This window comes from Chitinophaga nivalis (assembly GCF_025989125.1).
Classification (GTDB): Bacteria; Bacteroidota; Bacteroidia; order Chitinophagales; family Chitinophagaceae; genus Chitinophaga; species Chitinophaga nivalis.
Map to the genome: position 1 here is coordinate 4129322 of NZ_JAPDNR010000001.1, position 20226 is coordinate 4149547.

The window sequence follows — 20226 nt, forward strand, 5'->3', positions numbered from 1 at the left end:
CATGGCAGTTATTATAAACTGGATAATTATGTAATATGAATATAGGTGTCTCAAAGACAAGAAAGTAAATAAAACCTGTCTGCACAAACTGGATAATTTCGTTTAGTCTTTGGGGTTAATAGGATTTTAGCGTATAGTATTTAGTGTATTCAACTGGTAATGTCGGTAAATGACTGGTCAGTCTCATTGTCACGAACTGCGGTAGTCGCTTCACTTGTCTTGTTACAATCAGCAACGTCTGCTGATGCGTATATTGATCTGCTGCAATAGTTATTTGTCTGGATGCTTTCACGACGAAAGAATGTGGCATGATAAGTATGTAGTTGGATCAGACGTAAGGTATCTCTGTAGTATATTGGAAGTAAGTCGTGTTTTGTTCTTATAGAGATGGGGATAATGTAGTCATAAGGAGACGAAATTAGCTGTCTGAAAAAATATTTCCCGTACTGCGGGCGACTTGCCGGTTGGGATACTTACTTTTATTTAACCATCATATATTTAATGTTAGATGACCCAAAGGAAATTATTTAACCCGTATTCTCTTTCCAGAAAAATAAGCATGATTAAAAATCGCTCCAAACAATTGGGCCTGTTATTTATGCAAAGTTGAATTATTCCCGATCTAAATGCCATATTTATTCACCCTTAATTTTAACCAATATGAATTATTGTAATCGGATTTTATTGGGTCTGCTGTTTGTTGCCGGTCTTGCTATGACCCAGTCTTGCCGGAAAAGCGACCAGTTAACTTCATCAGACATTCAGGAAAGTAATAACAGTGCCTTCTCTAAAGATCAACCTGCGTTGAATAATATTGTGTCGGGAGGTATCTATCGTATTACCTCTGTACGTAGTGGCAGAGTATTGGATGTAGTGAGTGGTTCCTATAATGATGGTGCGCAGATACAACAATATCATTGGCATGGAGGAGATAATCAACGATGGAAGATCGTAGAGGTCTTTACCGGTATCCCGATTTATAAAATAATATCTGTGCAGAGTAATAAGGCATTGGATATACCTGGAGGTTCTTATGCAGACGGGACGATCATACAGCAGTTCACACCGCATACCGGTAAGAACCAGGAATGGTTGTTGTTCCGTCAGCCCAATGGAAGCTATGAGATCAGAAGTAATCTGACTAATAAAGCACTGGATGTAGTGAGTGCTTCCTATGATGATGGCGCCCGTATACAACAATTTACGCCACATGGCGGCGACAATCAGCAATGGGAATTAGTGCAGCTTAATTAGCAGCTATCTAGTATGAATATAGTCAACCGGAGTTCCTCAAGGAACTCCGGTTTTGTTTGTAAACCATCTCCTTTTCCTGCTGCGAAACAGCCCACAGGCAATCTATTATAGACAGCGCTCCCTGCAGTGAAGGGGCATTATATAGTCCCGGTCTTTTTTTTTATGTTTAAAAGTTACATCTTGCTATCTTAATAGCATTAACACTAAAAAATACAATGCAATATTGTGGGACTATTTAGCTTTTTTAAAAAACCAGACGAAAATTCACCTGCCAGAGAAGAGCTGGAGAAGGCCATCGAACACTTTGATCAGGGAGCATATCAGGAGGCGCTAAGATCGCTGGGGTCGGGCTTAAAGAAGGATGTGGCGTATATACCCCTGTACGAACTGGCAGCAGCTTGTCTGGAGAAATTAGGCGCCGATGAAGAGAAAGCATTGTTTGAAGCGGCCATCCATCATACCAATGACCCGGATACCTTCAATAACCTGGGCGACTTTTTCTTTAGCGCCAGGCATTATGATAAAGCGCAGGTGTTTTATGAGAAAACGTTACAGTTGCAGCCAACACACGATACGGCGCGGCATGACCTGGCCATATGCTTTGCCAGGCAATTTCAACTGGATAAAGCGTTGGCATTGCTGAAAGAAAATACCTCCGGTAACTTTTGGGATTTGTATTTTCTGAATAAGTGTAAGATACTCACCAATGAAACAGCCGGTGTACAGGCATCCATCACGCAGCTGCAACAATTTTTAGCGGCGCAGCCCAATCAGGAAGAAATGGAAATTCCTGCCCGAAAAGTGACCGAGCTGCAGGAATCCTTAGCGCGGCTACAATCCATGCCGGTTATCCGGACACATATCCGCGACTGGCATTTTGTGCAATATGGCGGGGTAATACTCGACTATTTTGAAACAGAGGAGGGGGAGGATTACGTTGCTGGTGGAAGATACGTCGCCAGCTGGGGTTCTGTGGAATCCATCAAATCGGTGGTCGTTAAACTCAAACAATTTGCTGAAAAACTATCCCTTTCATTTGCAGGTATCGTGGCGCTTCCCAACAGAGATACAGAGATACTGGGCAGGTTGCTGGCAAAAGAATTTGATGTGGCATATTATACATATGATGCCACTAATGCGTATCAGGATTGCCTGATCGTGACATCCGACAGTGCGCACCTGGAGCATCATGAAACACTTAATACCATCCAAAACGGACAAATCGTTTTTGCCATGAATCACTCTTGGCTGGATGCGGCGGTAGTATGTCCGGATATCATCGGTTTTATGACACAGCTATATAGTTTTCCCTGGGATGGCGGAGGAATGCGCGTGGGAGAGAATGGAGAAGTGGAGCATCTTCCCGAAGATACGCGTGAGGCGGCAGTCATTGCGGAAGAGATTTTCCGGCTGGAATCACCAGCGGAAGCCATCCCTGATGTGCTTGATTTTTATGCGGCACACCGGGAGTTGTTGAAAGGGATAGGCGCCCATGGAAAGGGACACCGTTATAATTTTATGATTGAAAGTCCTGTGCCCGGGTCGCATTTCAGCTGATGTTGCTGTGCGTATACCGTTATCCCGTATTACCTGGGAGGAGGCTATCCGCCCGGGTAATACGGGATAACATAAGTTGCTACAAAAGGAGTGGCAGGGCGATTTCTTTAAAGGCATTAAAAAAGTCAATTCCTTTTTTATCTGCATATTCCTGCACCTGACCTGGCCATCCCGGGTTGCTTTTAGGGATCTTATGAGTGATACGGAGTTGAGCAGATAGCTGATCTGTTAAATCAAAATCGTCTCCTGCAGCCAACTCATAACCGGTTAAGAAGGCAACAATTTGTCCCTTTTCAATTTGGTATACAAACATGAGGGGCCTTTCCAGGAATTTGGCCATTAATTTTTTGTGTTCCGCTTTCATGGTAAGATCTTATTTACTTACACCACTTTCTATAATACTAAAGGATTGCTCAACACAATCAATTTCGGCCATTACACCAAAGGGAAGCGTAAAGGTAGGGCAGGTATGCCCGAAGTCCATGGCTGTAATGATGGGCAGATCCGTCAGGCCTTCTTCGGCCATTATTTTCAGGATTTCAGTATTGTAAGCTTCCTCATGTTCGTTGTCGTAAGGTCTGCCGATAATCAATCCCTGTATCTCCTGTAAAATTCCCTGCGCGGCATAGTTTCTTAGCCAGTAACGGAAATAGAGCGGATCTATCATATCTTCCGATGTTTCTCCGAAAAGAATACAATCGCGCCACATTTCTTTTGCCGGCCAATAGGCAGTGCCTTTTAAAGACTCCAATACATCAAAGCAGCCGCCGATTAATCGTCCCCGTACTTTTCTATTGCCCTGGAGGAAGCGCCATCCTGCGGAGGGGATCATTTTTCTTTTAACATCGGATAAAGATGGGTCAAACCACTCCAGGCGCTCCGAAGTCCAGCCATTTTGATGCGGCATAATTTGCCCCACGGGCTGGGTGGAAAACAACGTGTTTTTAAGATCAGCTATCTGGTAGTCATGCATACCGCCATTTTCGGCAAAGCCCACCAGCAGGGAGGTACCGTAAAATGAAGTCAGCCCGGCTTTTAAGCAGGCGAAATGTGTAATAGTGCTATCGGAAAAACCCAGGAAAATTTTCGGGTTTTCCTGGATGATGCGCAAATCTATGTAGGGTAAGGTTCTGATGCTGTCTTCCCCGCCGATATTGGTAATAATGGCTTTAATAGACGGGTCAGCGAATGCCTCCATTAAATCTGCGGCTCTTGCCTGTGGATGATGATAGAGCCATTCGGCAGATTTCAACGCATGTTTCGTAGCTACTACTTCGAGCCCGAAAACCTCCTCTAATTGCTTTTTTCCACGTTCATACCGGTGCGGTAATTCGCCCGCTGCACCCCAGGAAAGTGAGATGGTGGCTACTTTGTCGCCCTTTTTTAAGACGGTAGGTTTAATCAGCTGCTGCATACAATTGCTATTGGCCTGCAAATATAGGCAATGTGGAAGATTCCTTTAACCGGATTATCCGGTGGTAATGATGAGTGTCGATACCAGATGGAAGTCGTATATCCGGTGGTTTTTAAAGGGGAGGGGTACAAAACAAAATAATAAACCCGGATCAGCGGTGCGGATCCGGGTTTGTAAATATGGGTGGGTAGTAGTTATTGTTTATCTTCCAGATAGTTAATCGCATACTGCATCCAATCGGTGATGTAGTTATCCAGATACACATCCGGCTGGATGCCGATATTATCGATCGGATACGCGGGAAGCCGCAACGATCTGTAGGTAGGCATTACAAAGGGGTAGTTGGCGCAACCCATGTCAAATACACGTGCAGAGCCATAATCCAGGACACCGCTGGTAGGTGTACCAAACACCTTGACTTTTTTGCTTTGTTTGGCCACCAGGAGAAAGTTTTCGGCGGAACTGGCCACTTTACGATCGGTGAGTATCACAATTTGTTGGGGGCTTTTGAGCGCAGGTGCTATTTTGCTGACAGGAGATTCCCCCTCATCCGGATTGATATATTTTCCGATGTTCCCTGTGAATGCGTTAAGTTGATGATCTACGCCTGCGATTTCGGCCTGATGTTTTTCATCCCTGGGTAATCCTTTTTTATATTTTTCCAATCCGTCCAGTAAGGTTTGGGTCACCAGAAAGGTGGCGCCGGTATGGAGGGTGGGGTTGGTCAGGATGTAAGGCAGTATAGGTTTGTAAGCCAGATCCGTGCCACCGCCGTTCTGACGGATGTCGATGATTAAGTTTTGGCTGTTTTCAATTAAAGCACGATTCGCTTTGATTAATGCTTCAATGCGATCAACGAAGGGATAATCAAAACTTTTAAGTCTAAGTAAAGTAGTGGCAGGTGTTAGCTGTTTTACGTAGAAGCCCTCTATCTCGTTTAATTGTGCCTGTATTTTTAAGGTATCGGCAGGAAGCAGCGGTTGCTTGATAAAGGCAGATTTTAGGAGACGGAAGTATAGAATAGCAGGACTATATAACGTAAACGTATCCTTGAACATCGAACGATCCTGGAGATAATAGTCTACACGATCAGTCCCGTGTAGTACAAACTTTACATCATTCGGTTGCCAGTATTGGGAATTGGTTTCCAGGATGAATCCAGTATAGGTTGTCTTATCTGTTTTAAGGATACCGATTTTATAATTGTCAGATTTCCAGATGCCTTCCAGCGGATCCTTGGTCGTACTTATTTTTTTGTGAAATGCTGCCGCGCTGATCGTTACAGTTGCCTTGCCCGCTTTTTTATCCTGGGGCTGAGGCGTGGTCTGGTCCAGAAAGAAAATGTGCCGGTCTTTAAAGAATTGGGTGTATTCTTTTAGTAAAGCAAGACAATGGGCATCATCGGTACGCCATGATTTTTCAATAATACCCGCTTTGAAATGATTATATAGTAAGGTGTCAGTTGTTTTTTCCTTAAACCCCGGATATTCCGTTTCAATTTTTGCGATTAATTTTTCTACAGCCTGGGCGCAGTTACAATTGTTTTGGGCATGGGATGATGCTGTGCAAAGCAGCAAGAGTAGTGCAAACAGATAACTTATTTTCATTGTCGAGTGTGATTTGTACCGCAAAGGAAGCAATATTCCGTTGTCTGAAATTGTAAAAATCGTGCATGGTTTACGCTTCTTTGTAGATCCATACTAAGGTATCCTGTTGAATAGCCAGGTTTTTTTGCAACTGTTTCGGAGTTGCGCCCGATAGATGTTTAAAGTCTTTGATGAAATGGGCCTGATCGAAGTAATGGTGCGTATAGGCGACCCCGGTAAGCGAAGCCGGCTGGCTGTGCCGCAGCGTCTCCAGGGCTTTTCTGAACCGTAGCGTTTTCAGAAAAGCGATAGGGTTCTGGCCAAGATGATCGGAGAACAGCCTGTAAAGGGTGGCGTTATTAATGCCCATTTCCCGGGCAATAGTGGTGACATTTATTTTGTGTTGTATGCCCTGGTCAATGATATCCAGCGCTGTTTGCATCCTGCCTGGCAGATAGTGCTGTTGTATATTTTTGAGTAATAATGTTTCCAGTAAGGCCGCCCTGGCAGCCGGTTTGGGTTCCTGGAACAACAATTCCGGGAAGTGGCGGGCAGCCGGGAAAATAGTATGGAATACCTGGTCGCTTTCCAGCAGCTCCTTATAAGCTTCCCGGGTAAACATTCTCAGGGCTGCTGGCTGAAATATAATACAGACCTGATCTATAGGCGCTTTAACGGTTACCTGAAAGGGCATTTCATGAAATCCGTATAAACGGCTGGTATAGGTTTTATGTCCTGGTAAAATCTCACAATGATTCAGCAGGGGGGTGTTGTTATACACTACATCATTGTGTTTATACAGGGCCAGACATAAATTATTATTGGGAAAAGTGACATAGTTGATCGCCTGGGGTACATCTCCCTTGAAAAAAATAAAAAACTGAATAAATGCCTGTAAGTAAGGGTTTTTTACTTTAATCACCTGCGTGGTCATGACAATTTTTTCTGGAAAATACAAAATATATCAGGATAGAGAAATGCTGCCGCTATCGTTGCCGCAACCACTTGTTAATGGTCTGTTGCAGTTTTTCGTCTGTTTTGCGGAGCATGATCGCTTTATAAAAAACAGGGCTGATGGAATCGGGCAGCTGTTTTACAAAGAAATCGGGATGCAGGGTTTGCTGGTACAAAGCTTCTGTTTCATCCGTAAACATGACATCCGCTTTGCCAGCCAGCAGCAGGGGGAATATCTGTTGATTCTCGGTGATGATCTGCAGGGTAGCCTGGCGGATATGCGCCTGGGCGAATTGCTGATTGGTGCCACCTTTGTTTTCAATGATGGTAACGCCAGGTATATCCATCTGAGCGAAATGGGTGTACCGTGCACTATCGCGCCGCCGGAAAAGGGCGACCTTCCGGTCAGTAATCAGTGGATCGGAGAATAAGCATTTTTGTTGCCGGGCTGCCGTAATGGAAATGCCGCCGATGGCGATATCGAATTTCCCGGCCAGTAAATCACTTTGCAGGGCAGGCCAGGTCGTTTTTATGAAAGTGACGGGGCGGCCGAGGTGTTTCCCTAATTCCCTGGCCAGGTCAATATCAGCTCCCTGAAAAGTAAGGGTAGTGGTATCATAGGTGGTTAGCGGCGGATAGTCACCGCAGGAACCAATGCGTAGCGGGGTAGTCGCGTTGGGCTTATTTACCCGGCACGAAAATAAACAGAGAAAAAATAACAGTGATACGCCTGGGATTATACGCCGGAAGAAGATCATCCATATAATTTTAAGTGGTTTATGATAGGGTTGTTTTATCTGGCTTGCGATACATTGACGATATTGAAGAGTTGTTGCACGTCTTTCAAATGTATCTCAAAGTCGGGGTACATGTTTTTATCCGGATTTAAAGAGTGACAGGTAATGATACCTTTCTCCACATCATGGTGCGTGATTCGTTTGGTGGTGATGCCATCGGTTTTGTGTACGATGATATAGTCTTTAAAGCGGTGGGTGTGAAATTTAGAGGTCCAGTAGCTTTGCTGGATTTCCCGGCCGGTAACAATGCTGCCATCCGGGATGCTTTGTTTGGTGTTGTCGTCCATGCTATCGCCAACAATTTCAAATGCCCGGTATTGTCCTTTGTGGTATTTGTTGACGATAATAGAATGCCGGGGTAACTCACCTATATATTCAGCATCCGCATAACCACCAGGATAGCCGGCATAAGCTGCTTCATGGATCAGGGGAATCAGCATGAGATATTGTCCTTCTCCCAATTCTATAAAAGGGGTTTCTGCTGACTCCAGAGGATAGGCGAGATGACCAATATCTCTCGTGTTGCCACCGGCAGGAGGTAAGAACATACTGCCTTTTCCCGATTCCAGCCACGTGATGTTTAAAGAAAATTCTTTTATAAGGGCATTTTTGATGTCGCCGGAAACCTTCACCTTTCCTCGCTCTACATCTGCATAGCTGCCTTGTTTAAGGCCTGTTGCAGTGCCAAATTCCTGCTGCGTTTTCCTAAGCGCGGTTCTAAAGGTTTTAAGCCGCTGGTTCTCAGTGGTGTTCATAAGTTTATCATCGTATTTCTGTGAAATAATAGAAATAAAGAAAATTCTATTATATTTTCGCTGAGCGCAATAGAACAAATATAGAAGAAATAAACGCGCACTAATAATAAATATATAATTATGACTCCAAAAGACACGCAAACAACAACCCTGACAACGACCCCGCAAACCGGCACCATCGTCGTTAATGGCGTAACCATTTCCTACACGGTAGCAGGAGAAAAGATCACTTATTCAGATGGCAAATTTGCTTTCCCGTCTATTTACAGTACCGACTTTGTAAAGGCTTATGAAACAGCTACACAAACCCCGGTGGCGCCTGATCCTAATGTGGTGGGTACGGGATCCGGTGAGCTGTTGCTGGGTACCCTGAGCAATGCCTCCCTCAAAATCAAACCGGGTAATTATTCATTCATTTATATCGCGTCGGCTACCAACGTGAAAATAGATGCTACAGATGTCGTGTTGAATAATGGCAGTATGGAAGTAGATCAGGCGAATACCTTTGAATTATGGGGGCTGTCTGTTATCAACCAGCCTTATCGCGCATTAACGATCCGTGGCAACAGTAATGATGTTTACCTGCATGATCTGAGCTTTAAGAATATCGGTGATTATACCATCCATTACGATAACCGGACCATTTATGATGGTAGTCCGGCTACGGTTTCAAAGAACTGGAAATTTGAAAGGCTTACCTATGAGAATACCAGCTGCGGCTTTTTCTGTCGCGGCGAATTTGCACCGAATGGGGTAGAAGGACTGATGAGAAACTTTAAGTTCGTGAATAACACCATCAAAAACTGTCCGGAAATAGGCAACGTTGTTTGGATGGGTGCAGTAGAGGATTATGAAATCGCAGGGAATGTGATTAATAACATCAATACGCTATACACAGATCCGAATGCTCCGAATGGTTATCACAACGGTATTTTCCAGATGATGGGAAATGGTTCTTTTCATGATAACAAAATTACCAATCACCAGGGAAATGCCATCAGAGCCTGGGGTATGTCTTTCGGTACTACCGTAAAAGAAGTACTCATCTACAATAACATTGTATGGAACAGCTGGAAATATTCCGCTTTCGAATTGCAGTTAGCGCCTTATTTGTACGATTATATACAGCAATACCCGGCACGGGTAACCCATACCAATGCTAAAGTGTATAACAATACTGCCGGTCATCTGAATGTATCGCAGGACTGGGAAGGGCAGCAGCTGGATTTGTACAATACCTATGGCACACTGGAGTACTACAATAATGTGGGCTTCGAGATGGTAAAGGCGGTAGGACCTGTAACGAATATGATCAATAATATGTCCGGTACTGTTATTACCCGTAGCGATAACAATCATTATTTCCCGACGCAGCAACAGGCGGTCGTGGATACGGTGAACTTCCAGTCCCTGGTTCCGGGAGCCGGCGCACAATAGTGGTGTTGTGGGAAGTGACTTTAACCTGACAGGAAGATGATAGATAACTGCAATGCCTATACGTAGGAGAATGATCCTGCCTAAAGGTATTGCAGTTATTGATTATGGTAGATAGGCAACAGTATAATGCTGCATTTTTGCCTGAAAACCTTGCCATAAATCCTGTAGCAAAGCATCCTGTTTTTCTACTTTTACCAGAAATCTGGGTTGTTGCGGGATGGCTGTTGTTGTCATATAAGGATGCATAAATACGCTGCTGATAACTTTGCATACTTTGATGCCGGGGGTATAATCTGTACAGGTATCTTTTCGCTTGATATTGCCCGAAATCTGTTCAAATTCATCATAGTTGCCAGTTGCCTTAAAGACGATCAGGTTGGATTCAAAAAATATTTCTGTATGAAAGAACAGATATATTTCATACACCAGTTTTCTGCCAAAGAAAAAAATGGCTAACCCCAGCAAAGTAAAATACAGGCTGAGAAAAATGCCGGGGGCATTGTCTGTGAGCATCCCTTCAGGATTAGTTTGGAGGGCTGATATGTTTACGCCGGGAGTTGTCATAATACCGGCAAAAAAGAAGAGAAGACCCACACTCAGCAAAACAGTACCAAGTCCCCAGGTGTATTTCAATAAGGATTCACTGGTGGCATCATGTGGACTGGGGATCAGCACGGGGAGTGTTTCATATACATATTCAAATTCGAAATCGCCTTTGTTGTGCTGACTGCCGGATATTACCCCCTGTGCGTCTTTCGTTGCCTCTTTGAAGAACCAGTTGGTTTTTTCGCCTATCATGTTGTCGAACTGATTTAAGATATTATTAGGCTGTGTATTGGCACGATAGGTGTGAGCCTGTATTTCGGATGCAACGATCAGTGGTTTATCGCGGGAGGAGAAAATATGATTGATAACCCGGAATGCCAGGATGGCTGTAGTAACCATCACCGCTGCCAGGAACAGAACAGATATAAATACACCGGAATTAATAGCGCTGGTATATGTTTTATAAAGTGTCAAGGTAGCCAGGAAAGCCAGTATGAATAAGATGAGCTTTTCCCGTAGATCTTTTTTCCTGTCGGCCCTAAGTACATTGTCTATGCCGGAAGGTTTCCATAAGCTTAACAATCCGGTAAACAGGAATAGGTTTATCAGGGTCATGTTGATCGTAATAAGTCCCAGCCAGGCACAGAAAAAGAGTACGCATAATGACAGCAGGAAATAACCAACAATAGCCAATGGCGTAGACTGGTTGACAATAAAATTAGTGATGGGATAAGGTAGCAGGTCAATCACTTTCGTTAGCTTTCCCTGAGAAAGTAATTCATAGAATATTTTCTGCCAGGCAGAAATAGGTCTTTTTTCGCTATCATTCAATGCATATGATTTGCTTTGTAAAATGTCGGCGTATATATATGCAAGCCTGTGATGTTTATTTCTTCGCTGCCCCATTAAATCATTGATATGATTTTTCTGAGCAGGATTATAGGCATCATCCAGGTCAAACTTATATTCATTGATATAACCACGTTTGAGGTCTTTTACGCCCAATAGGATCATACCTAATCCTGCTATTATTTTTGCGCCGGTCTTAACCGGCTGATGGGCGATGATGGCTGATTTTACCGATAATAGCAATACGATTCCAAGGAGGATGGCCAGCGCGCCGGTGATGAAAGAGGTGGTAGCTAGTTGGCGGAACGGAAATCTTTCAGCTCTGCGATGTTTATATCTGAAAAGGTTCATTGGATAATGATTTTGGTGATAATGGCTATTGAGATGTAGGGTGTGTTGTAAGCAGGTTATTAAAAATAGTATTTTTTAGGGAGATGAAAAATGGAAATTACCGGAGATGATAATTGTATTTTTTATATATAAATAATACATTATCCTTCTGGTGCAGCAAGACATGTTTATCCAGTGGCTATTTGTTGTGCGTCATCGCCCTTTGTTATAGCGGCCACATATTACCTTGTTGTTTATTATTTTTAATACTATTTCAAAAATTGAACAGTGTTCAATATATTTGCAGCATGATGACTAAAAAGGAAATACAGGAACAGCGGGTAAGGGGGTACTTTATTGCCGCCACCAAAGACCTGCTGAAAAGTGAAGGCCTGAAAAGTGTCAGCGTCCGGAATGTGGCAGATAAGGCTGGTTATTCCTTTGCTACCCTGTATAATTATTTTAAAGACGCCAAAGACCTGGTATTCCTTTGTGTAAAAGACTTCCGGGAAGAATGCCGGGAATATGTAGCGGAACGCAGTCAAAACGTTGCCGCCGGAAACAGGCGCCTGAAAACGATCGTACTGGCATATATGGAATACTTTATCCAGTATCCGGGCATCTTCGATCTTTTCTTTAATGAAAAATTAGCCGATATAGATAAGAAGGGCGATACCAGTGAACTGGTGACCGCGCTGCTGGAGGAGCTATGCACAGCCGATTGGGAGCACCTGGTGGAAAAAGGGATACTGACCTCCCGGGAAGCGACCCACAAAAAAGCAGCGCTGTTATTTGGCAGTATCGGTATGCTTTCCCTATACCTCAACCGCCGGCATCCCGCCAGTTATGCCCTCTTTACAAAGCAGGCGGCTAATTTTATTGATCAGCAATTAAAACCATAAATAATGAGTGCAAAAAAAGAGCTGAAGCAGGCCTATAAGGAAATGCAGTTCAGAAAAGGTGTTTTCCAGCTCAGGAACAAACGGAATAATAAAGTATTTATTGGTAGCACCATGGACCTGGACAGGGCCTGGAACTCGCTGCGGATACAACTGATGAGTGGCTCGCATGCCAATGAAGCATTGCAGCGGGACTGGCAGCTGCAGCAGGGAGAAGATTTTATATACGAAATTGTAGAAGTACTGCAGGAGCGTGATGAGCCGCAAACAGATTATAAGCAGGAAATCAAGACCCTGGAAAAACTGGTCATGATGGAACTGGAACCTTACGGCGATAAAGGATACCATCAGCAACGTGCCGGCAGATAGTCCGTAAACCGGCAACCGGTGAAGGCCGGTACTACAGCATCTCTTTCCAGACAGGTATCCTGTTGGTATCGGCATGGGCTCGTTCCCATTCATTAATAGCTTTTATCTCCTGCAGGGTCTCTGCATAATGACATTGATCTTCCTCGTCATATACCAGCTCGCAAAGGTTTAGATGTTCTACCAGTTCGTTTAGCAGATAATGGCGGAAATTCCAGCCATAAACGATAATATCGGATCCATAAACGGAAAGGATAGGTGCATCCGGCAGGTCGGGTGCACTCAGCGAAAACCGATGAGACGTAATCGGAATCAGCGGCGGTGCTGTATGGTACCATTGGGAAAAAAGGGTCGTCTGTTCTTCCGGCGTTTTCGGCCGGGGCCCCCACGCTTCCTGCCAGGTGTCATTGACGCCCAGTATATCGGATAAAATGGTTTCATAAGGCCATTCAAACCGCTCCTTTATTTCCTGGTCATCCGTCAGCCAGTTATAGAAAAATGGCCGTTGCATTTTTTGTATGGGCGCATCTTCTTCAAATGTTTCCTTGTATTCCATCACTTCTTTACGATCTATCGTATGCAGGATACGCAGAAATTCCCGGTGGGCAGGCGAGAAGCGGATGGCATATTTTTTTTCAATCTGATCAATTTCAGTGTCCGTCAGTCCCTGCCATTTTGCGCCATGGATCCATGGTTCGCATTTGAAATCCAATGTGGTATCAGCAGGGTCCGTGCGCCAGAAAGATTCCGTTCTTTCTTTTACCCAGTATAGAAATTCAGTATAGTTTTCGGGAACCCGGATGAGTGGTTGCATGAGTAGTATGATTAAAATGGTTACTGATGGGCCAAAGGTAGGGAATTGATCGCCGGAAACATACAGGGCCGGTAAAGATACCGGCCCCGGGACACAGGGATAACAGCGACGTTAATCGCGAAGTGTCTGGTATACCATGGCAATATATGGCTTACCAGTTGTTGGGTTTACAGCTGCCTTTGTACTGCTGCAACGACCGCCATTTCACAGGTCTGCTACTATACCGCAGCTATCGGTTGCTCCGGAAATAGCTGCCGGATAAAGTGATGCAGGCAGAACAGGCGCCTTCGTATATGGAGTGGTTAACAGGAAAAACGGGGTCTGGATAACGATAATGCCGGATGGCCAACTGTTTTGTTGCGGAATATCCGGCACAGGAATACCTGGCGGGTACATATGGTCATGGTTTTAGGTGATCGCATAATATCATGGTATGATGACTGTCATACGGGTCTTTATGGCAATAACAGGAAATAGGTATGGCAGCAGTATCCCGAGGGGTATACCTTCATGGTAACTAACGGAAACGGCTATCCCTATGTGTTGATACAACAGTAAAATGGTTTACTGCAGATGCAATGAGCAGCAACAGGGAGGTGGGAGCATACTACTATTGCCGGTTGTAAATACAATGGTCCGATCTGAAAATGAATACATAATACCAATCTGATACAGGCAGCCAGTTGAATGTAATACTACAGGTGTAATGGGCGGGATGAGGTGGCGGCCTGCCGGATACAACAGAAAGCATCCATATTAACAACGGACCATCAGGTAAATGTTGGCATGAGATAGTGAATTAAGATGGTTAACAAAGGGTGCTCTTTTCGCTATAAAATTAAGTAAAGCATGTGCAACGGCATAGCATGAACAGATAAACAAATCAACCAGGTTGACAGCGGATATTTCACTGAAAAAACAGTACTGGAAAATTTTGCGCAGCAAGTGAGGAAGAACATCAACAAGTATAATAATTGTCATAATCGAGAGACAAACGGATCAATAGTTGATAATTTAAAAAATAAATATGACGGTAAATAAAGAGATGCTATCTGGCAGCAGCATGATTCTTCACTTTTGATATACTGTCAGCCTTTTTTTATCATTCCGGGGATACCATGACGGAAATCTATAAACGAAGTGGCATCAGTCATTTTTTTAATGTTAAAATTCTGTTATAACGAAGAAAGTATTTTGATTCGCAAGGCAACGGATATAACTTTGGTTGCATAGGAATGTGAAAGATAATTTTGAAAGAAAGTAATTTTACATGCATTAAGCACTGTAGTATCTGATGCCCTGTAGACCTTGTGAATATTGAGTGAGTGCCCCTTCAGCCCAAAAGTTTATCACTATCTTTTCGTTCGTTTTTTTCATTTTTTATTCTTGTAATATCTGGTAGACGCCTGTATATTATAGGCGCGTGTGTGAGTTGTTTTATATACCCTTTCTATCATTGTATGACCATTTAATTTTATGACGTTAATAGACGCCCCTGTTCCCTTACCGCAGCAAACTGCCCGGCATGAAAGAGTACATAAAATAGGTATGCCACAAATGGTATTGTCTGGTTTATCTGAGAATTGGTTAATAAAAGAGATTGGTGACTATCACTGGGAATTGATTGGGAATGCACTCAATAGCAATACCGCCGGCATTAAAGATGCCGAAGGAAGAAGGGTATATGCCACCATTATCGGTATTCATATCAAGACCAGCTACGACCTTAGCTACTACAAGGAAAATGATCAGTTGCTGATGAGTGGCAACCTGTTAAGAGTGGGGAATAACAAAAATTACAGTAATATCTTTATACGATCATCAGACATCAGGGCGGAAGTAGGCATCCTATCTGCATTTGCCACCAAAAGCAACGACAGCGTGATATTGAGTCGGAGCGTTCCTGCAGATATTGCCAGAATACCCCGGCACTACGAACCCGTAGAACTGTCGGACATATACAGACAGGAAAAGAAAAAAATATTGCAGGAAGAGAAAACCGGAGTCGTATTTGAAACCGAATACAGTATCAATCCATATACAGATATCAATGGGGTGAACCTGCTTTATTTTGCATCTTATCCCCTGATCAACGATATCTGTGAAGCAGACTTTTTTAATGCCCGGTTGGAAAATGCCACCTGGCCCCTGGAAAGTTATCTGAACGAGCGGCGGGTCTTTTATTTCGGGAATTGCAATCATGCCGATAAAATTATTTATCGCCTGCATCATTACCAGGTAGATCCTTCCGGTACAGTAGTTACATTGGAAAGCTCTCTTTGGCGGAAACAGGACAATAAGTGTATTGCCAGTATTCACACGGTGAAAAAATTAAAACGTAAATTTAGTTTGTCTGATCAGGTTTAATATCCATCCTATGGAGACCATCAGACCCGGTACTCATTTTTTCAACGTTTATGATGAATTATACACTTTTGTTGCATGGCTTCCTGACCATGCTGATTGGTAATCTGGCTGGTGTAGGTTATTCCAAGGCAATCCGAAACAAGATCCCCAATGAAAACGGGTGGAAATTATTACACACGGCATCTGTCATGGGAGGCATCATGCTGATGGTAATGGCGGTGTTTTTTAATGAGCTGACGAAAGATTTCAGGTATGCAGTTTACCTGTTCTACAGTGTGATCCTTTCCAACTATTGTTTTGCTGCGGGCATGTTATGGGCCGCACTAACAGCAGCCAGAGGACTGGATAAAAAAGAACCGGGCCGGCATAACCGGATCGTGTATATTTTTTATTACATCGCAGCCACCCTTTCATTTGTTTACACACTGGTGTTTATAGTACTTATTCTGAATAAATGATTTAAATATGAATGCACTGATCATAGAAGGTGGTGGTATGCGGGGAATATTTTCGGTAGGCGTGCTGGATGCTTTTCTGCGGCACAAATACGATCCTTTTGATATGTATATCGGGGTATCCTCCGGCGCCTGTAATATTCCTTCCCATATTGCCGGACAGTTCAGAAGAAATTTTGACTCCTATACCGGACATATGGCCAGTAAGCATTTTCTGAATTTTAGCCGCTTCTTACGAGGTGGGCATTACATGGACCTGGATTGGTTGTGGAACAGCACACAGGAAGAAAACCCCATCCATTTTGAGAAAGCTTACCAGGTGATGCAGGAAAAGCATAAACGCTTTTATGTGGTAGCTACCAATGCCCAATCAGGTAAACCGGTGTACCTGTCGCCCACACCGGCCAACTGGCTGGATTGTCTGAAATCATCCAGTGCATTACCCTTGTACTATCGCAAAGGTTGTGTGATCAACAATGAACGCCTGGTAGATGGCGTGCTTTCCGATCCGTTACCCGTGAAGTTCGCCCATGAACAAGGTGCCCGGAACATCGTGGTAATCCGGTCACAGAAATATCCCTATGCCCGGAAAGCGGATAACAAGACAAAACTGTTTTCACTCTTGTTATTAAAATATCCTCAGGTAAGAAAACAATTATTGAACTATCATCATACCTATAATACAGCTGTAGACTTTCTGGGCAAATCATCCCAACCTTTTACACTGCAACAGATTTTACCCGGCAAAAGTATGAAGACAAGCCAGGTAACACAGGATATTAATATCCTCAAAAATGACTATGAAATGGGATATGCTGCCGGTGAAGCATTTATAGCGCAGCATTAGTATCCCGGATAATAAAAATTGAATAACCGCTATGCAACATTTAGTTGACTTACTAAGCCAACATGGCACCGCCATGCCTGATAAAACCGCTTTTACATTTGTAACAGACGGAGAGGAAGCAGCGGAGGTCATCAGCTTTGGGGCATTGGATCACTATGCCAGGAAAATAGCTGCTAATCTGCAGTTACAGGCAGCTGCCGGAAAAAGTATTTTGTTATTGTTTCAACCGGGCATCAATTACATCGCTTCCTTTCTGGGATGTATTTATGCCGGCTGTATACCCGTACCTGCCTATCCGCCCAGAAATAACAAACACCTGGAAAGAATCAGCAGTATCATCGCAGATGCGGAAGCAGCTTTTATCTTTTGCGACAATACCATTGCTGCCCGGATTAAGCAGCTGAAAGCCGGTACGGAACTCATTGCCCCGCAGATCCGTATCCTGGAAATGGAAGACCTGCAGGATATCGGCGACAACTGGGTAAAGCCGGATATCCAACCGGGTGATATCGCTTTCCTGCAATATACTTCCGGCTCTACGGCACAACCCAAAGGCATTATTGTCACCCACGAAAACCTGTGGTACAATGAAATGGTGATCCGGCAGGCATTTGTACACGATGAAAATACCGTGGTAGCCGGCTGGTTGCCGCTCTACCACGATATGGGCCTTATCGGCAACGTACTGCAACCGCTTTACCTGGGCGTACCCTGTGTATTGATATCTCCTTTTCACTTTGTGCAACAGCCCCTGCGCTGGCTGAAAATAATCAGCAAATACAAGGCTACCAGCAGCGGCGCTCCCAGCTTCGGCTATCAGTACTGCGTCGATAAAATTACCGACGACCAGCTGACAGGTATTGACCTGCGTTCCTGGTCACTGGCGTACAATGGTTCGGAGCCGGTCAACTATGAAACGATTCGTGCCTTCTCGCAAAAATTTGCGGCCTGCGGTTTCAGGGAAGAAGCCTTCTATCCCTGCTACGGCCTGGCGGAAGCTACCCTGATGGTAACCGGCGGCAGTAAACAGGAGAAAGTAAAAGTGCTGCACGTGGAAGAAGAAAGTATGCGGGAGCAAACCGTCCGGTTGCAGGAAGCAGGCGGCGCTACCGCTAAAGACATCGTATCCTGCGGCAGTACCTGGAATGATCACGAGGTGAAAATAGTAGCGGTAGCGGAATCACGTACCTGCGGAGAGCTGGAGGTAGGAGAGGTATGGGTGGCCGGAAACAGTGTCACACGCGGATACTGGCGCAACCCGGAACAAACCCGGGAAGGGTTTGAAAATTATCTGGAATCCGATGGGGCCCGTTATATGAGAACAGGCGACCTGGGCTTCCTGTATCAGGGAGAGTTATACATCACAGGCAGAATCAAAGACCTGATTATTATACGTGGCCGGAATTATTATCCCCAGGATATTGAAAATGAACTGGAATCCGCACATCCGGCATTAATCAAAAATGGCGGCGTTGTATTTGTTTCCCACCGGAAACCGGAACAACTGGTAGTGGTACATGAAATCAATCATAACTACGAAAACCTGGCCGTGGAAGCCGTTGGCCAGGCGATTATCAGTGCGGTATCGGCAGGTACCGGCCTGCGGGTACAGGATGTGGTGCTGGTGAAAAGAATGTCGGTGCCCAAAACATCCAGCGGAAAAAAACAACGTATCCGGTGCAGTGCGATGTATGCACAGCAGGAGCTGGATATACTGTATAGTTCCGGTAATCTGAAGGAAATCACTTTGTAAAAATATTAAACCCTGAAAAATTATGGATGCGCTAATAGTAACTGACAACAGTGCTGTCAGTTTTGATAATGAACACCTCGTCAAAACGCAGATATGGCGGGCGACGCTCTTAACCCATGTATTGCCTACGATTGGCTTTATCACAGGTATTGCCGGCATTTTTATATGGGGCATCGGCTGGCTGGAAATTATCTCCCTGGTAACGATGTATTTTTTTACGGTAGCAGGCGTGGAAATAGGTTTTCACAGACTGTTTACCCATAAGGCTTTCAAGACAAATAAAGCCATAACAGCTATACTGGCTATACTGGGCTCTATGAGTGCACAGGGCCCTGTGATCTTCTGGGTGGCCACCCACCGGCGGCACCACGTTTACAGCGACAAGGAAAATGATCCGCATTCGCCCAATCTGGAATCGGGAAAAGGCCTGGGCGCCCTCATCAAAGGCCTGTGGCATGCACACGTAAGGTGGCAGTTTGTAAATGACCTCCCCAATACGGCCAAGCTGGCGCGGGATCTGCTGAAAGACGACAATATCCGCTGGGTCAATAAAAACTACCTGAAATGGGTATACCTGGGCCTTATTATACCGGCAGTAGCAGCAGGACTGATCACGCTATCACTGAAAGGGGCAGCCCTGGGTTTCCTCTGGGGAGGACTGATCCGCGTTTTCCTCGTGAATCATGCCACCTATTCTTTAAACTCTTTCTGTCATGTTTTCGGTGGCCAGCTTTTCAAAACAGATGAACAAAGCCGGAACAATATCCTGTTTGTTATTCCTACGCTGGGGCAGGGATGGCACAACAACCATCATGCTTTCCCCAATGCGGCCGACCTGTCGTTTAAATGGTGGCAGTTTGATCCTTCCGCCATATTGATACAGGGACTACGTATTACAGGCCTGGCATGGGATGTTAAAAAGCCGAATAAAAATCAAATCGATAATAAATTAAAAAGAAACTAATCTATCTGAACATGGACATCTTACAAAAAAAATCAGCGACAGACATTCAGTCATTTATCAAAGAAAAAATCGGTACGGCACTGGAAATTCCCGTGGATAATATGGATATCGATCAGGACATAGAAACCTTCGGACTGGATTCTATCATGGTGGTGCATATCACGGCTGATTTGTCTACCTGGGCCGGACAGTCACTGGATCCTTCCCTGTTTTACAAACACAATACCATTCGTAGCAGCTCCGGGTACATTGCCTCAATTATAAACCAGTAAACCGCCACGC

At 44.3% G+C, this 20226-nt stretch carries 20 protein-coding genes; 11 read left to right on the plus strand and 9 right to left on the minus strand.

The genetic code is table 11. From position 1 onward, the window contains the following. The first annotated feature begins 660 nt into the window (after positions 1-660). Together OL444_RS16360 and OL444_RS16365 are read left to right on the plus strand one after the other, a co-directional pair. The gene (locus OL444_RS16360; protein ID WP_264731509.1) at positions 661-1254 is read left to right on the plus strand and encodes an RICIN domain-containing protein; all 594 of its coding nucleotides are present in this window, start codon (positions 661-663) and stop codon (positions 1252-1254) included. Between the two features lie 225 nt (positions 1255-1479). Then, the gene (locus OL444_RS16365) at positions 1480-2811 is read left to right on the plus strand and encodes a tetratricopeptide repeat protein (protein WP_264731507.1); all 1332 of its coding nucleotides are present in this window, start codon (positions 1480-1482) and stop codon (positions 2809-2811) included. A 79-nt stretch (positions 2812-2890) separates the two neighbouring features. On the opposite strand, the gene OL444_RS16370 is transcribed toward OL444_RS16365, so the two are convergent. From OL444_RS16370 to OL444_RS16395, 6 genes are all read right to left on the minus strand, one after another. Next, positions 2891-3151, minus strand: a complete 261-nt coding sequence (locus OL444_RS16370) for a hypothetical protein (protein WP_264731505.1) — start codon at positions 3149-3151, stop codon at positions 2891-2893. Between the two features lie 33 nt (positions 3152-3184). Further along, complete coding sequence (locus OL444_RS16375; protein ID WP_264731503.1) at positions 3185-4225, minus strand: S66 family peptidase; 1041 nt, start codon at positions 4223-4225, stop codon at positions 3185-3187. A 194-nt stretch (positions 4226-4419) separates the two neighbouring features. Continuing rightward, positions 4420-5832, minus strand: coding sequence for a S41 family peptidase (locus tag OL444_RS16380; protein ID WP_264731501.1), 1413 nt, complete (start codon positions 5830-5832; stop codon positions 4420-4422). Between the two features lie 70 nt (positions 5833-5902). Next, a complete protein-coding gene (locus tag OL444_RS16385) occupies positions 5903-6745 on the minus strand; it encodes a helix-turn-helix domain-containing protein (protein WP_264731499.1) in 843 nt (280 codons plus the stop codon). 52 nt (positions 6746-6797) lie between these two features. Then, positions 6798-7523 (minus strand): transporter substrate-binding domain-containing protein, encoded by a 726-nt coding sequence (locus OL444_RS16390; protein ID WP_264731496.1) that lies wholly within the window; start codon positions 7521-7523, stop codon positions 6798-6800. Positions 7524-7558: 35 nt separating this feature from the next. After that, complete coding sequence (locus OL444_RS16395; protein WP_264731493.1) at positions 7559-8317, minus strand: XRE family transcriptional regulator; 759 nt, start codon at positions 8315-8317, stop codon at positions 7559-7561. A gap of 120 nt (positions 8318-8437) precedes the next feature. Between OL444_RS16395 and OL444_RS16400 the strand changes: the two genes are divergently transcribed. After that, positions 8438-9754, plus strand: coding sequence for a hypothetical protein (locus OL444_RS16400; RefSeq protein ID WP_264731491.1), 1317 nt, complete (start codon positions 8438-8440; stop codon positions 9752-9754). Between the two features lie 102 nt (positions 9755-9856). Here the strand turns inward: OL444_RS16400 and OL444_RS16405 are convergent, their stop codons facing one another. After that, entirely contained in the window at positions 9857-11500 is a 1644-nt protein-coding gene (locus OL444_RS16405) for a hypothetical protein (RefSeq protein ID WP_264731489.1), read from the minus strand. A gap of 287 nt (positions 11501-11787) precedes the next feature. Between OL444_RS16405 and OL444_RS16410 the strand changes: the two genes are divergently transcribed. Continuing rightward, positions 11788-12381: a TetR/AcrR family transcriptional regulator gene (locus tag OL444_RS16410; protein WP_264731487.1), complete on the plus strand. Its 594-nt coding sequence runs from the start codon at positions 11788-11790 to the stop codon at positions 12379-12381. A gap of 3 nt (positions 12382-12384) precedes the next feature. Further along, positions 12385-12747: a GIY-YIG nuclease family protein gene (locus tag OL444_RS16415; protein ID WP_264731485.1), complete on the plus strand. Its 363-nt coding sequence runs from the start codon at positions 12385-12387 to the stop codon at positions 12745-12747. 31 nt (positions 12748-12778) lie between these two features. On the opposite strand, the gene OL444_RS16420 is transcribed toward OL444_RS16415, so the two are convergent. Together OL444_RS16420 and OL444_RS16425 are read right to left on the minus strand one after the other, a co-directional pair. Next, positions 12779-13558, minus strand: a complete 780-nt coding sequence (locus OL444_RS16420; protein ID WP_264731483.1) for a hypothetical protein — start codon at positions 13556-13558, stop codon at positions 12779-12781. A gap of 204 nt (positions 13559-13762) precedes the next feature. Next, positions 13763-13954 (minus strand): hypothetical protein, encoded by a 192-nt coding sequence (locus tag OL444_RS16425; protein WP_264731481.1) that lies wholly within the window; start codon positions 13952-13954, stop codon positions 13763-13765. A gap of 1080 nt (positions 13955-15034) precedes the next feature. Here OL444_RS16425 and OL444_RS16430 point away from each other — a divergent pair. From OL444_RS16430 to OL444_RS16455, 6 genes are read left to right on the plus strand one after another with little or no spacing between them, the layout of a single operon-like run. Continuing rightward, positions 15035-15925: a Pnap_2097 family protein gene (locus OL444_RS16430; RefSeq protein ID WP_264731480.1), complete on the plus strand. Its 891-nt coding sequence runs from the start codon at positions 15035-15037 to the stop codon at positions 15923-15925. A gap of 50 nt (positions 15926-15975) precedes the next feature. After that, positions 15976-16383, plus strand: coding sequence for a styrene oxide isomerase (locus tag OL444_RS16435; RefSeq protein WP_264731478.1), 408 nt, complete (start codon positions 15976-15978; stop codon positions 16381-16383). 7 nt (positions 16384-16390) lie between these two features. After that, positions 16391-17227, plus strand: coding sequence for a patatin-like phospholipase family protein (locus OL444_RS16440; protein ID WP_264731476.1), 837 nt, complete (start codon positions 16391-16393; stop codon positions 17225-17227). A gap of 31 nt (positions 17228-17258) precedes the next feature. Then, positions 17259-18980 carry a fatty acyl-AMP ligase gene (locus OL444_RS16445; RefSeq protein WP_264731474.1) on the plus strand — a complete coding sequence of 574 codons (1722 nt, stop codon included), beginning with the start codon at positions 17259-17261 and terminating at the stop codon, positions 18978-18980. A 22-nt stretch (positions 18981-19002) separates the two neighbouring features. Then, positions 19003-19944, plus strand: coding sequence for an acyl-CoA desaturase (locus tag OL444_RS16450; RefSeq protein WP_264731472.1), 942 nt, complete (start codon positions 19003-19005; stop codon positions 19942-19944). A gap of 11 nt (positions 19945-19955) precedes the next feature. Then, positions 19956-20216: an acyl carrier protein gene (locus OL444_RS16455; RefSeq protein ID WP_264731470.1), complete on the plus strand. Its 261-nt coding sequence runs from the start codon at positions 19956-19958 to the stop codon at positions 20214-20216. The last annotated feature ends 10 nt before the right edge of the window (positions 20217-20226 follow it).